Genomic DNA, 14345 nt, shown 5'->3' on the forward strand with positions numbered 1-14345 from the left:
GTTTCCGACATGCGCCAGACCAAATACGTGAACATTCTCCCGGCCCATAACGGCATCGCCTATCGCCAGGGATCGGCCCGCCTCGCCGACATTGGCGTCGAGGTGGATGGCGCGGCCATTCGCGCCGGCAAGATCATCATCGCGACCGGCGCGCGGCCGGCGGTGCCTGCCATCCCCGGTATCGAGACAGTACCCTATCTGACCAGCACGACCGCGCTTGACCTTGCGGAGCTGCCGCGATCGCTGCTCGTGATCGGCGGCGGGTACGTCGGAGCGGAGCTCGCGCAGATGTTCGCCCGCGCCGGCGTCACGGTGACGCTGGTGTGCCGCTCTCGCCTGCTCCCTGAGGCCGAGCCCGAGATCGGTGCGGCCCTGACGGGATATTTTGCAGACGAAGGGATCAGCATTGTTTCGGGCGTATCCTACCGCGCGATCCGCAGGACCGGGAACGGCGTCGTGCTCACGATCGCACGCGACGGCGAAACCACGACGATCGACGCCGATCAGGTGCTGATTGCCACCGGCCGCGCACCCAACGTCGAAGGCCTTGGCCTCACCGAACAGGGCATTGCGCTTTCGCCGCGGGGCGGCATTACGATCGACGATCGCATGCGGACCACCAGGGCCGGTGTCTACGCCGCCGGCGACGTCACCGGCCGCGATCAGTTCGTTTACATGGCCGCTTACGGCGCCAGGATCGCGGCCAGGAACGCACTCAACGGCGACAGCCTGCGCTATGACAACGGCGCGATGCCCGCCATCGTGTTCACCGACCCGCAGGTGGCGAGCGTCGGGCTGACCGAGGCCGCGGCGCGTGCAGCCGGTCATGCGGTTCGCGTCTCGACGATCGGTCTCGACCAGGTGCCGCGGGCGCTCGCCGCGCGTGACACCCGTGGGCTCATCAAGCTCGTCGCAGATAGCGGCAGCGGCCGGCTGCTCGGCGCGCATATCCTCGCGCCGGAAGGGGCCGACAGCATTCAAACTGCGGTGCTTGCGATCCGGCAACGCCTGACCGTCGATGATCTCGCGGAAACGATTTTTCCGTATCTCACCACGGTCGAGGGCCTGAAGCTTGCGGCGCTCGCTTTCAGCAAGGACGTCGCCAAGTTGTCCTGCTGCGCAGGCTAGTCCATGGGGCGTCATCATTCCCGGCTTCTTCAACAATTTTGCCTCACATGATTCTTGCTTTCGGGTCATGAAACACCACGTCCCCGGAGGACAGAGTTTCATCAGAGGCAACAATCGATGGATCGGCTCGATGAATTGGCGATCTTCGTGGCGATCGCCGACTCCGGCAGTCTCGTCGGTGCGGCAAGGCGCCAGCGACTGTCGACATCGGCGGTGACGCGGGCGCTGGCGCGGCTGGAGGATCGGGCCGGCGTTCGGCTGGCGGAGCGTACCACCCGGCGCCTGTCCTTGACCGATGCGGGCCGCGAATTTGCGGGCCGGGCGCGTGCGGTGCTCAGCGACTATGACGAGGCGGTGCACAAGCAGGCCGGCGCGCCCGTCAGTGGGCTGTTGCGCGTGACCGCTCCCGTGCCATTCGGTCGGATGCACGTGATGCCGCTTGTGACGGGCTTTCTCGATGCCTATCCGAACACCCAGATCGAGCTGGTCCTGAACGACCGCAATCTCGACTTGATCGACGAAGGGATCGACGTCGCATTGCGCATCGGCGCGCTGGCCGATTCCACCCTGGTCGCGAGCAAGGTCGGCGAAGTGCGACGCATGACGGTCGCAAGTCCTGATTATCTTCGCGCGCATGGCACACCGCAGACGCCGGCCGATCTTGCGAACCATGATTTGATCTTCAGCCAGCTCGCGTCCATTGAGCGCGGCTGGGGCTTTGGCCGCGGGCGCCGCGTCGCCGGCGTTCGGCTCTCGCCTCGGCTCAGGGTCAACGATGTCGAAGGCATGCTGTTTGCCGCACGCGGCGGCCGTGGGATCGCGCAAGTGCTGTCCTATCAGGTCGTGGACGACCTTGCCGCCGGACGCCTCGTGCGCATCCTGCGCGATTACGAGCCCGCGCCATTCCCGGTGCAGCTTGTGACGCCAAGCGCGTCGCATATGCCGAGCAAGACGCGCGCCTTTCTCGACTACGCAGCCGGCTTTCTTCGTGAGCTGCCTGCCATTCGCGCCGAGCAACCGACGCCCGTCGCGTCACCCAAGGCGACCCGCCGCAAGGCTTGAGTCGACGAAGCGATGCGCGGAAAGTCTCTGTTGCCCAAGGCCGCACCATCACCCCGGCGGCACGGGATGCAGCCTCGCGAGCTGATCCAGCGGCAACTCCGCCTCCCGCTCCGACAGCGGAAAGCGCACGATGACGTCCTGCCGGCTCATCTGGCCCCACAGCCCCTCCGACGACCATTTCTGCGGCTCCGGTCCGCGCAGGCCTTCGACCCAGACGAGATACCACTCGGTCATGTGAAGCGTCCAAAGCGGCCGGCTTGATCGACAGCCGGCCTCGCTGCAGGGCAAGACGACACCTGATGGCTTTCATCCTATCATGCCCGCAGCGTCCAAAAGTTCCGCGATGGAGCGAAGATCGGGACATGGTCAATTTTCCAATGTCAAACAGCAGGAGGGCATACGTCCGCATTCCCGCGGCATGAATTGCCCGAGTGATGCTTCAATCGTGTCGCCCTTCGAGAAGGAGGGCGCAGGGAATGCCGGGTGCTGGCCGCACCCGCGAGCCTTGCGTGCAAAGGAAGTGCACTTTGCGCACGCAAGCAACAACAGGGCAGCCGGAACATCCCGGCATTCCCCGCGCGATGGTTCTGCGACGTATGACGTGCTCTCCCCGGTGTACCGGCTTGTTAGCCACCGTCGCCCCGTGATCATCTCGGCGTGTCGCGTCCGAAGGGCCGACATCGCCATCCCGGGGCTTGATCCCAGCGTCGGGAGATCAGGACCACACGCTTTTGTCGCCCGTGAAGACGTTTTCGTCGGCGCACATCCGCGCGCTGAACACCCTCACGGCCACCGCATCCTCATCCCAACGTCCGTGACGATCGCGAGCCGCCCCTCCTGTGGAATCAGGATGCGGAGAGAGAAACATGATTTTCTGGAAAACGGAAGAGAAATATTTTTGTGCGGAGGGCTGGACAAGGCAAATCAGGTTGATTTCGTTGATGAAAATCGAGGTTTTGGGGCAGTCTTTTTCTTCTTCGCACCCTATCCTCGGCCAAGTAGACACGAAGCTCCTCGGGCTAGAGGTCGGCGTCTCTGCCAACTGAAGACGAAGAGGCTGGGCGGCCGTTTTGAGGCGGCGATCGGCAACTGCAACAGCTCCTAAAATGGCGACGACGATGACTGGCACGAAGGGCACTGACATGGCTATTCCCTCGGCTCGGGTGGCGGAAGGGGCAGGGGCGGCTCCGAGCCATGGTCCTGCTCAAGGCTGAGGAGGAATGGGGGCAGCGCGCCGCCGCCTTCCTCAAGGTGGAAATGAAGAAGGCCGACTTAACCTATGCCGAGATGATGAAGCGCCTGAAAAAGCATGGCCTTAAAGAGACAGAGGCCGGAATCACCATGAAACTAAAGCGGGGGTCGTTTTCCGCAATATTCTTTCTGGCGTGTGTTGCGGCTCTAGAACTCGAACAGGTAGTGTTGGAAGAGATTTAGCGGGCTGGGGAAGCCGAGTGCGAGCGGTTGTTTTCTTCTCATGCATGGGCGTTTTCGCCATTCTTATTTGGCTGCTCAGTTTGATCTCAATGGCCGTAAGTGACGACGTATCCGATGAGACCGGTAATGCTGAGAAAAAAGATGATACTGCCACCGAATTGAAGAATAATACCCGCTACAAGGGCTTTGCGGCGATACAGGATGCAATAGATTCCTACCATCAAAGTCGCAAGGCCGATGGCCATAAACAAAATAAACGCGAGAAGATAGGTATTGTACTTGTCGGAGCCACTGCGGTATTCGCCCTTCTCGCCACCGTCGCAGCAGGCGTCTCTGCCATTATATTCCAAGGTCAGTTGAATTCCATGGAGGCCGATCAGCGGCCATGGATTGGAATTACCGGCATCGAAGCTCGTGAGTGGCCGATCCACACCAAGGACCGCGCTACCTACAAATTGACTTTCGATCTTAAGAACCTCGGCAAATCGCCAGCACAAGTCCTTGTTCGCGCCGCCGTCATCATAACCGACGGAAAAACGATGGACGCCTGGGAAGCTCAGAAGGAAGCGTGCAAGCACCCGCTTCAGAATGAAAACCTGAAATGGATCGTTCTGCCAAATGACAGGTTTTTGTATGATGTCGAACCGGTTCTTAAGGCTGATTTCACCGCTGGCAAAAAATACACACCCGGCGTAGTGGGGTGCGTCCTCTACAAATTGCCCTCTAAAGAGGACCACGCCAAGCCTTTCATAACTTCGTTCGTCGCTACAATGTCCCTTGAGGCGCCGTGGGAAGACTTGCCGCGTGAAACATACATCCCCATCAGTTCGGACCAAATTTTTCCCGCCGACCGCCTGCGAATTAAGAATATCTTGGTGGCCGGCGACCTCAATTGAGGGAAAGCCGGTCAAGATAACGAGACATGCGGCCCAAGCCGCGCGCCGCCACACGGCGCTTCTCCTAGCTCACGGCCCACTCCCGCGATCTAGAAAGCCACCGGCCAATTGGCCGGTGGCGTTTGCGCCATAATACCGCGAATACGTGTTTAGTTATTATGAGGCCAAGGCCCCGAATCTGATCCTCAGTGCCTGAAAGAGGCTGGCATCGTACCTTCATCGGTGGCGATGATGTGCTGGTGTTGCTTCGCGTCGCCAGCCAACCGCCGTCCCACGATCGCTTCTCCGCGGAAATTCCTGAAGTCGAAAAGCGTCGCGGAAGAACGCCGAGACAACCTCTGCTTTAACCTGATCGAGGGCTGACCTTTACACTAGGGAGAGATCGCCATGAAAAGCCTATTGCTGCTTGTGGCGAACGTTGCCGCCTCGGTCCTGTCAAGTTCGTCGGCGAATGCAGACAGCAATGCTCGTGGTCGGGCGGGACTATTTTGCCCGTACCGTGTCACCAACGTTTGCCCAAGGACTACGAGGCTTGCCGCAAGTACGTGATAGAGCACGGTGAGACAGTAGCCGTGGCCTCGTGGTGGCGCACCAGTCAGGGCTACACCCAATAGATCACGCCCCATCGCCGGTTGGCGGTGTTGGTCGAAAGAGACCGCCTTGCGCAGCAAAATCTGGTGAGGGGTTACGCTCGAGCGAGCGAGCTGCGATCCCTCACCCGAATTGCGGAGTTCATCGTCAGGCGGCGCTTCGCGCCGAGCGGCTGGCAATCCGAGCTCTCTCCCTTGGGGGAAGGTAAACCGAGTTCGCGGCCGGCTCGTTCAACCAACGCTCATCCTGCGTTGGTGCACTCCGATCGAAGGAGGGATCGTTCCGGCTGTCCTCCGCGATGCCCTCGAACTCAGCTCCGGACTCGAGAGGTCGCGCAGGCCACAGCGCCCGCCGGAGCGTCGCGCTCAAGAGGGCGACGAACCCCAGCGCCATCAGCAGCGCGCCGAGCCATCGTGTCGGCGAGCTTCCGCCTGTCATCCAGCTTCCGCCACCGGTCGCGGCGCCGGGAGCAGCGACCGGCGTTGCCGAAGGCACGGAGGCGGCTTGATCGCTCGCGGCCGGCGCGTCCGCCAGAAGCTTTTCCACGTCAACATGGCGCGCGGGCGCCGGCTGGTCGGGCGCGGGCTGATCGGCGCCGGGCTTGGCGAGAACGGGTGACGGCGGGACCTGCGCCGCGGCTGCCGTCACCGGGACCGGAGCGGCGTCGACCACCTTGAGCGCGGGCGCGGGCGGCGCCGGTTGGCCGGGCGTAGGCTGATCGGCGCCGGGCGTGGAGGGGACCGGCGCCGGCGGGGTCTGCGCCGCGGCCCCAATCCGGACTGGAACGACTTTGACCAGCTTGATCGCGGGCGGTGTTGTCTCGGACGCTTGCGTCGGCGGCGTACCCTGTGGCGTTTGCGCTGACGGCGCCGGCTGCGGCGTCTGCGCCGGCGCGGAGCTCAGCATCTCGTCACGCGCATCCTCGACCGCCTTCTGCGCGCGCGGCGCGGGCCCGTTCTCGTCCGGAGCGGCGACGGGCTGCCTCGCGGCGTGACGATGAACAGATTTTCGCGCCAACGCTGTGCTCGCCTCGGCCTGGAACCAGCATTTGCGGTGGCCATCGTAACGATAGACCCAGCGCTGGCCGGGAGCCGTCGACGCGCCGGGTTGCGACAAGCACGCGTCTGCGGCGGGAGCGGGAGCAGGCGCCGCAGCCGCTGGTTCGGGCGCGGCATTGGACGAGAACAAATCGGTGAAGGGATTTGCCGCCGCAGGCGTCGAGAGACCTGCAACGAGAAGAAACGCGGCAAACCCAAACCGCAAGTGACCGGACATGGAGTCCCCCGGTGTTGCGCCCCGCCTCCACCGCCACCTTTGACGCCGACCTAGGTCGCAGTGCGACCTAAATCCGGCAACGCAGGGGTTTCATTCTGTCTAGCAATAGGGATGCGACCAGAGGCGCGCTGCTACCGGTGGTAACTCATGGCACGGAAGATAAAGGCTTGGTTGCGGGGGCAAGATTTGAACTTGCGACCTTCAGGTTATGAGCCTGACGAGCTACCGGGCTGCTCCACCCCGCGATAAGCCGTTGCGTGCCTCCTTAAAGAAAGCCGGCGGCGAAACGGGGTGAACCAACGCGGCAGCCGCGCCGATCCTCCGTCTCGAAAGGCTTCCTGAGAAGGCGTCCCGCGGCCCTTGGGCCAACCGGGTGCGGGCGGTATGTACCAACGCCGCCCCGCTTTGGAAAGGGTCAAAGCCAGCCTTTTTTGCTTTTTATGACAGCCGAAACCCGCTGAAAACGCGCCGAAACCATCCTTCACTTGCCAGAATGGCCGCAAAGCGCGAGCCTTGGGGTCTCGAGCCTTGGGGTCTAATGACTGGCGCATGATCCCTTAGGGCTCAAGCCCGGGAGCAGGCTCGCCGGAAAAGCAGAGCCCTCCCCGCGATCCAAAGACCGCGGCAGGCGTTTTTCGGATCATGCGCCTGAAAAGCAGCCAAAGGGGAATGCCATGGACCAGTCGCTGAAGAGCCCTGCCGTTTCCGCCCTGGATGACGCCTTCCACGCCCAGTTCGACGCTTCGCGCGCCGACCCCACACCCTCCTGCGAGGTGCGGATCGACCGGCTGAGGCGGCTGCGCGCGGTGGTCGAGGCCAACGAGAGCCATTTCGAGCAGGCGATCTCGGCCGATTTCGGCCACCGCTCATCGGTCGAGACCACGATCGCCGAGACGCTGTTCCTCTATGTTGAGATCAAGCATGCGGTCAGGCATTTGAAGAAATGGATGGCGCCGCGGCGCGTCATGACCGCGCTGCAGTTCATGCCGGCGAAGAACCGCCTGATCCCGCAGCCGCTCGGCACAGTCGGCGTCATCGCGCCCTGGAATTATCCGCTGCAGCTCACGCTCGCCCCCGCGATCGGCGCGATCGCCGCCGGCAACCGCGTGATGATCAAGCCAAGCGAGCTGACGCCGCATTTCGCCGGCCTGCTGAAGGAAGCGATCGCGCAAAAATTCGACGCGCGCGAACTGCTCATCACCGGCGTCGAGGACGACGTGGCAAAAGCCTTCCCGACGCTCACCTTCGATCATCTGATCTTCACCGGCTCGAGCCGGGTCGGGCGCATCGTCGCCGAAGCGGCGGGCCGCAATTTGACGCCGGTGACGCTCGAGCTCGGCGGCAAGTCGCCCGCGATCGTCGATCGCTCCGCCGATCTCAACGAGGCCGCCGAACGCATCGGCTATGCGAAACTGCTCAATGCCGGGCAGACCTGCATCGCGCCGGATTATGCCTTCGTGCCGGAGGAGCAGGTGCAGGCCTTTGCCGAGAAGGTGCGCACCCACACGCGGCGCATGTTCGGCACCGAGCCGAACAACAAGGATTACACTGCGATCATCTCCGACCGGCATTTTGCGCGGCTGGAAGGCCTCGTCGCCGACGCCGCGGCCAAGGGCGCGAAGATCCTGCAGCCCGCAAAACCCGACGACCCGAACTGGAAGGCGCGGCGCAAATTCCCGCCGACCATCGTGGTCGGCGCCACGCCGGACATGGCGCTGATGCAGGAGGAGATCTTCGGACCCGTCCTGCCTGTCATGGGCTACAAGGATGCGAAGGAGCCGATCGCCTTCATCAACAAGCGCGACCGGCCGCTCGCGCTCTACTGGTTCGGCCGCGACAACGCGGCTCGTGACGCGGTGCTGACGCAGACCATCTCTGGCGGCGTCACCATCAACGACTGCCTGTTCCACTTCACCCAGGTAAACCAGCCGATGGGCGGCGTCGGCGCGTCGGGCTCAGGCGCCTATCACGGCGAATGGGGCTTCAACAATCTGAGCAAGCTGAAGCCGGTGTTCTACCGCTCGGTGCTCAACCGCATGGCCGATCTCTACCCGCCCTATGGCGGCAAGATCGCGCGGCTGGAAAAGATGCTGCGGTTTATGTCGTGACTAATTAACGTCGTCATTCCGGGATGCGCCGAAGGGCGCAGGCCCGGAATCCATAACCACAGCTGGGGATATGGATTCCGGGCTCGCGACTTCGTCGCGCCCCGGAATGACGACGGCGGGTTTACTGCGCAATGACGAAACAAAACGGGGGAAACACACGTGACGGATACATTTGACTTTGTGGTTGTAGGCGCGGGCTCGGGCGGATGCGCGGTGGCGAGCCGGCTGTCGGAAGATGCCGCAACTTCGGTGGCGCTGCTCGATGCCGGCGGCAGGAACGACAACTGGGTCGTGACCACGCCGGGCGCGATGATCTTCATGATCTCCGGCAAGGTGAATAACTGGGCGTTCAACACCGTGCCGCAGAAGGGCCTGAACGGCCGCATCGGCTACCAGCCGCGCGGCAAGGGCCTCGGCGGCTCATCCGCCATCAACGCCATGGTCTATATCCGCGGCCACAAGGCCGATTACGACCAATGGGCCGCGCTCGGCAACACCGGGTGGGCTTACGCGGACGTGCTGCCCTACTTCAAGCGCTCGGAAGACAATGACGAGCTCGACGGCGAGTATCACGGCAAGGGCGGACCGTTGCATGTGACGGGCTCGCGCTCGGACAATCCGGTGCGCGAGATGTTCTTGCAAGGAGCCCGCGAGGCGCAATTCCTGATCCGCGACGATTTCAACGGCGCCGAGCAGGAAGGGCTCGGCACCTACCAGCTCACGCAGAAGGACGGCGAGCGCTGGAGCGCGGCGCGCGGCTATGTCCATCCCTTCATGGCGAGCCGGGGAAACCTCAAGGTCGAGACCGGCGCGCAGGCGGCCAAAATCCTGTTCGAGGGCAAGCGCGCGGTCGGCGTCGAATATGTCCAGGGCAAGGAGAAGAAAGTGATCCGCGCCAGGGGCGAGGTGATCCTTTCTTCCGGCGCGTTCCAGTCGCCGCAGCTCTTGATGCTGTCGGGGGTTGGCGACGCCGCTTCGCTTGGCAAGCACGGCATCGCCTCTAGGCATCATCTGCCGGGCGTCGGACAGAACCTGCAGGATCATCCGGACTTCGTGTTCGGCTTCGCATCGGACGCGCCCTATTTCTCCGGCCTGTCCTGGAGCGGCATCGGCCGCATCTTCAAGGGCATTTTGCAATATCGGCGCGAGCGTCGCGGGCCGATGACCTCCAACGTCGCCGAGTGCGGCGGCTTCCTCAAGACGAAGCCCGAGCTCGCGCTGCCCGATATCCAGCTTCATTTCTGCATGGCGATGGTGGAGGACCACGGCCGCAAGCCGCGCTGGGGCACCGGCTTCTCCTGCCACGTCTGCCTGCTGCGGCCAAAGAGCCGCGGCAGTGTGTGGCTCGAGAGCGCGGATCCGCTCGCGCCGCCCGCGATCGATCCGAACTTCCTCGGCGAAGAGAGCGATCTCGAGACCATGGTCGGCGGCTTCAAGATGACGCGGCGGCTGATGGAAGCGCCGGCGCTTCGCAGGCTGCAGTCGAAGGACATGGTCACGTCAGACGTGAAGACCGACGACGACATCAGGAATATCCTGCGCGCACGCGTCGATACGGTCTATCATCCCGTCGGCACCTGCAGGATGGGCACCGACGTTGCGGCCGTGGTCGATCCGAAGCTGAAGGTGCATGGCCTCGAGGCCTTGCGCGTCGTCGACGCCTCGATCATGCCGACTTTGATCGGCGGCAACACCAACGCGCCGACCATCATGATCGGCGAGAAGGCCGCGGATATGATCAAGGCGGAGATCCGGGTGTAGCCTCGCCGGAGGTGTGCCGACAGCAAGTGATTGTCATGCCCGGGCTTGACCCGGCCATCCATCATTCAAAAGGACTCTTGCGAAGGGGATGGATTGCCGGGTCAAGCCCGGCAATGACAGCGACTTGATAGCGGCTCGCCTGAACCTCAACGCCCCATCGGGTTGTAGCCGCCGGAGCCCATCGGCTGATAGCCGCCGGGGGCGCGCGTGACGGTGGTGGTGTAGGTCGCGCCGCCCGACGAGTTCGAGGTCCGCGTCGTGGTCGCGGTGTAGCCGTTGCCGGTGGTGGTCACCGTGTTGGTCGCGCGGTTGACGGTGGTGGTATAGCCCTGGGCATTGGCCGCGGTGGCGGCGAGCAGCAAGCCCAGACAGACAAAAACTCTCATGGTCATGCCCCGATCGACATTACAATGCGAGGCTGCATAGCAAGCGGGCTTTGAGGAAGGTTTTCGCAAATACTTCAAATGCAATGTGACGGCGCGAAGGCTCTCAGCTCGTCATGCCCGGGCTTGACCCGGCCATCCATCAGCTAAAACGACTCATTGCGAAACCGATGGATTGCCGGGTCAAGCCCGGCAATGACGAAAGAGTATGGGGAGGTTTTCTTTACCCACCTCGAATACACAACACGTCACAAGCCTCGAAAATACGCGCCACGACGAAGCGCACGATTTTAACGATCACAGACCCCTTTCATTGACCAAGTCGGATTGCATCGGAGCAGGCAGGGACGATCGCCATGAACACCTTCGATCTCGCCGTCATGATCGGGTTCGTCGTCGCCGTGTTCAGCGGCTTCTCGACCGGCCTCTTGCGCAGCTTGCTCACGATCATCGCCTATATCGTCGCGATGCCGGTCGCGGTGTGGGCGATGTCCTACGTGCCGCCGCTCGACGAACAATACTCTTCTCCGCTTGGCCACAACACCGGTTTCTTCCTCGGCGCGTTTCTCGTCACCGGCATGGTGCTCGGCAAGCTCATGCGCATGCCGGTGGACGAGGTGATCGGAGACGACCCTTCCATCGCCGACCGGCTCGGAGGTGCCGCGCTCGGCGTGCTCCGCGTCGGCCTGGTCGCGACCTCGCTCGTCGTGGTGTTCGACCGTATCATTCCGGTCGGCCGCGAGCCTGCGTTCCTCGAGGGCTCGCAGCTCAGGCCGCTGTTCTCCGAGATCGGCAAACGAGGCTTCCAGTCGCTGCCGCCCGAGGCGGTCGCGGCCATCGATCGTCTCCGATAGCGGCGCCCCCTGTTATGCATTTTGGTGATGCGCGCAGCCCTTATCAGGGCGGCCCGGGTTGGCTAAAGTCCGCTCCCGCAAAAACCATCCGCGACATCAGGGAGTGACACTGTGGATCTGGGCATCAAGGGCCGCCGCGCCATCGTCTGCGCATCGAGCAAGGGACTGGGACGCGCCTGCGCCATCGCGCTCGCGGGTGAGGGCGTGCATGTCACGCTGACCGCGCGCGGCGCCGAGGCGCTGAAGAAGACCGCCGACGAAATCCGCAAAATGAACCCCGGCGTCACCGTCACCGAGGTCGCGGGCGACATCACCACGCCGGCGGGGCGCGAGGCCGTGCTCAAGGCCTGCCCCGATCCGGACATCCTGGTCAACAATGCCGGCGGCCCACCGCCCGGTGATTTCCGCAACTGGACCCGCGACGACTGGATCAAGGCGATCGACGCCAACATGCTGACGCCGATCGAGCTGATCAAGGCCACTGTCGACGGCATGATGGCGCGCAAGTTCGGCCGCATCGTCAACATCACTTCGGCCGCGGTAAAGGCGCCGATCGAGATCCTGGGGCTTTCCAACGGCGCCCGCGCCGGCCTCACCGGCTTCATCGCCGGTCTGTCGCGCAAGACCGTGATCAACAATGTCACCATCAACGGCCTGTTGCCGGGGCCCTTCGATACCGATCGGCTGCGCTCGACCGGCAAGGCCGAAGCCGAGAAGCGCGGTGTCCCCGTTGACGCGATCATGGCCGAGCGCGCCAAGCTCAATCCGGCTGGACGTTTCGGCACGCCGGAAGAATTCGGCCTGTTCTGCGCCTTCCTGTGCGGCGCCAAGGCCGGTTACATCACCGGCCAGAACATCCTGCTCGACGGCGGCGCCTTCCCCGGCACGCTCTGATCATGAAAGCGGTCTGGTACGAGCGCTGCGGGCCGGCGACGGAGGTGCTCTCCTATGGCGAGCGGCCGGCGCCATTGGCCGGTGCCGGCGAAGTGCGCGTGCGGCTGGAAGCGTCCGGCGTCAATCCGGCCGACGTCGGCCGCCGCGCGGGCAATTATCGCGGGCTGGAATTTCCGCTTGTCATCCCGAACAGCGATGGCGCGGGGATTATCGATCAGGTCGGCGATGCCGTGACGCGACTGAAAGTGGGCCAGCGTGTCTGGCTGTTCAACGGCCAGCGCAATGGCCGCGCGCTCGGCACGGCGGCTGAATATATCGCGCTCGACGAAAAGCTCGTCACACCGCTGCCGGATCAAGTGTCCTTTGCGCAAGGTGCGACGCTGGGCATTCCCGCCATGACCGCGTGGTGCTCTCTCTTCGCCGATGGCCCGATCGCCGGCAAGACGGCGCTCGTCACCGGCGGCGCCGGCGCGGTCGGGCACTATGCCGTGCAGCTTGCGAAATGGGGTGGCGCCAAGGTGATCGCGACCGTGAGCTCTGCGGTGAAAGCCGAGCAGGCGCGGCTCGCCGGCGCCGATCTCGTCGTGAACTACAAGACCGAGGACGTCGTCGCCAAGGCGCTCGCCTTCACCGACAAGCGCGGCGTCGACCATGTGGTCGATGTCGATTTCGGCGGCAATATCGCGACCACGCCAAAGCTGATGGCGATGAACTCCACCATCGCGGTCTATGCCACCGTTGGCAACCGCACGCCCGTCGTGCCGGTGCGCGAGTTGATGGAGAGATGTGTCAATCTGCGTGGCCTCGTGCTGTTCGCGCTGCCCTGGCCGCTGTTGTCGGCAGCACAGGCCGACATCACGAAGTGGCTCGCGACCGGGAAGCGCCTGCACAACATCGCCGGGCAATTTGCGCTGTCTGATACGGCACAGGCACATCTTGCGGTCGAGAAGGGCGACAAGCTCGGCACCGTGATCGTCGATTGCGCGCGATAAGAGGCGCGAGAGGGAAGCGTCATGCAGTGGAAGGTCGGCAAGGTCAAAATCACCCAGGTGGTCGAGCTCGAGACTGTCGGCTCCACGCGCTTCATCCTGCCGCAGGCGGGCCGTGAAGAGATTTTGAAGCTGCCCTGGCTGATCCCGCATTTCGCAACCGACGAGGGCCGGCTGAAAATGTCGATCCATTCGCTGGTCGTGGAGACGCCGAAGCATCGCATCGTGGTCGATACCGGGCTCGGCAACGACAAGGAGGGGCGCGGCGTGCCGACCTGGAACAACCGCAACGAGCCGTTCCTGGAAAAGCTCACGGCCGCCGGCTACCCGCCGGATACGATCGACACGGTGCTATGCACGCATCTGCACGTCGACCATGTCGGCTGGAACACGAAGCTGGTCGGCGGCCGATGGATGCCGACGTTTGCCAACGCGCGCTATCTGTTCGGCAGGACCGAATACGACTATTGGCGCGACCACAGTGTCGAGCCCGCGCATGTCGCCGTGTTCAACGATTCGGTGAAGCCGATCATGGATGCCGGCCGAGCCGAGCTCATCGCAAGCGACGCTAAGCTCACCGACGAGATCGGCATGATCTCGACTCCCGGTCATAGCCCGGGCCATATGAGCATCCACATCAAATCAGACGGCGAGGAAGCCCTGCTGACAGGGGACGTTGCCCACCATCCCTGCCAGATGGCGCACCTCGACTGGTCCTCGACGGTGGATTCCGACCCCCGGCAATCGGTCAAGGCGCGGCGCGAGCTGTTCTCGCGCTTTGCGGACACACAGACCCTGGTGATCGGCGGGCATTACAGCGCCGGCCATATCAGACGCGACGGCGACACCTTCAAATTCGTGACCCTGGGGTGATCATTCCCCGGGCCGCGCCGCACGGTCGTCTGCCATGCAATATGCCATGGGAGTTGAATTTCCCCGTCGCCTGTTCCATGAAGCGTGCCGAAATCCA

Annotated in this window: 14 protein-coding genes and 1 tRNA gene; 10 read left to right on the forward strand and 5 right to left on the reverse strand. The window is 63.4% G+C overall.

What is annotated here, in order from left to right:
• Positions 1-1128, forward strand: a 1128-nt coding sequence (locus VKR55_RS05885) for an FAD-dependent oxidoreductase (protein WP_324400686.1), incomplete at its 5' end; no start/stop codon positions are given.
• 117 nt (positions 1129-1245) lie between these two features.
• Entirely contained in the window at positions 1246-2190 is a 945-nt protein-coding gene (locus VKR55_RS05890; RefSeq protein ID WP_324400688.1) for a LysR family transcriptional regulator, read from the forward strand.
• Between the two features lie 48 nt (positions 2191-2238).
• Here the strand turns inward: VKR55_RS05890 and VKR55_RS05895 are convergent, their stop codons facing one another.
• The gene (locus tag VKR55_RS05895) at positions 2239-2424 is read right to left on the reverse strand and encodes a hypothetical protein (RefSeq protein ID WP_324400690.1); all 186 of its coding nucleotides are present in this window, start codon (positions 2422-2424) and stop codon (positions 2239-2241) included.
• A gap of 481 nt (positions 2425-2905) precedes the next feature.
• Positions 2906-3334, reverse strand: a complete 429-nt coding sequence (locus VKR55_RS05900; RefSeq protein WP_324400692.1) for a hypothetical protein — start codon at positions 3332-3334, stop codon at positions 2906-2908.
• A gap of 50 nt (positions 3335-3384) precedes the next feature.
• Here VKR55_RS05900 and VKR55_RS05905 point away from each other — a divergent pair, with 50 nt between their 5' ends.
• Both VKR55_RS05905 and VKR55_RS05910 read left to right on the forward strand, forming a co-directional pair.
• On the forward strand, positions 3385-3624 hold the full coding sequence (locus VKR55_RS05905) for a DUF6471 domain-containing protein (protein ID WP_324400695.1): 240 nt from the start codon (positions 3385-3387) through the stop codon (positions 3622-3624).
• A gap of 17 nt (positions 3625-3641) precedes the next feature.
• Entirely contained in the window at positions 3642-4520 is an 879-nt protein-coding gene (locus VKR55_RS05910) for a hypothetical protein (RefSeq protein WP_324400697.1), read from the forward strand.
• Positions 4521-5258: 738 nt separating this feature from the next.
• On the opposite strand, the gene VKR55_RS05915 is transcribed toward VKR55_RS05910, so the two are convergent.
• Entirely contained in the window at positions 5259-6386 is a 1128-nt protein-coding gene (locus VKR55_RS05915) for a hypothetical protein (protein ID WP_324400698.1), read from the reverse strand.
• Between the two features lie 168 nt (positions 6387-6554).
• A tRNA-Met gene (locus tag VKR55_RS05920) sits at positions 6555-6631 on the reverse strand.
• A gap of 429 nt (positions 6632-7060) precedes the next feature.
• Between VKR55_RS05920 and VKR55_RS05925 the strand changes: the two genes are divergently transcribed.
• Together VKR55_RS05925 and VKR55_RS05930 are read left to right on the forward strand one after the other, a co-directional pair.
• Positions 7061-8494: a coniferyl aldehyde dehydrogenase gene (locus VKR55_RS05925; RefSeq protein WP_324400700.1), complete on the forward strand. Its 1434-nt coding sequence runs from the start codon at positions 7061-7063 to the stop codon at positions 8492-8494.
• Between the two features lie 159 nt (positions 8495-8653).
• Positions 8654-10255: a GMC family oxidoreductase gene (locus VKR55_RS05930; RefSeq protein ID WP_324400702.1), complete on the forward strand. Its 1602-nt coding sequence runs from the start codon at positions 8654-8656 to the stop codon at positions 10253-10255.
• 146 nt (positions 10256-10401) lie between these two features.
• On the opposite strand, the gene VKR55_RS05935 is transcribed toward VKR55_RS05930, so the two are convergent.
• The gene (locus VKR55_RS05935) at positions 10402-10647 is read right to left on the reverse strand and encodes a hypothetical protein (RefSeq protein ID WP_324400704.1); all 246 of its coding nucleotides are present in this window, start codon (positions 10645-10647) and stop codon (positions 10402-10404) included.
• A gap of 347 nt (positions 10648-10994) precedes the next feature.
• On the opposite strand from VKR55_RS05935, the gene VKR55_RS05940 reads away from it, so the two are divergent.
• The 4 genes from VKR55_RS05940 (at position 10995) to VKR55_RS05955 (ending at position 14248) form a co-directional block, all read left to right on the forward strand.
• Positions 10995-11492 (forward strand): CvpA family protein, encoded by a 498-nt coding sequence (locus VKR55_RS05940; RefSeq protein WP_324400706.1) that lies wholly within the window; start codon positions 10995-10997, stop codon positions 11490-11492.
• A gap of 111 nt (positions 11493-11603) precedes the next feature.
• The gene (locus VKR55_RS05945) at positions 11604-12386 is read left to right on the forward strand and encodes an SDR family oxidoreductase (protein ID WP_324400708.1); all 783 of its coding nucleotides are present in this window, start codon (positions 11604-11606) and stop codon (positions 12384-12386) included.
• A gap of 2 nt (positions 12387-12388) precedes the next feature.
• A complete protein-coding gene (locus VKR55_RS05950) occupies positions 12389-13378 on the forward strand; it encodes an NADPH:quinone reductase (RefSeq protein ID WP_324400710.1) in 990 nt (329 codons plus the stop codon).
• 21 nt (positions 13379-13399) lie between these two features.
• Entirely contained in the window at positions 13400-14248 is an 849-nt protein-coding gene (locus VKR55_RS05955) for an MBL fold metallo-hydrolase (RefSeq protein ID WP_324400712.1), read from the forward strand.
• Positions 14249-14345: the final 97 nt, after the last annotated feature.

Origin of the sequence: Bradyrhizobium sp. (genome assembly GCF_035309285.1) — a bacterium.
In the GTDB taxonomy this organism is placed as follows: domain Bacteria; phylum Pseudomonadota; class Alphaproteobacteria; order Rhizobiales; family Xanthobacteraceae; genus Bradyrhizobium.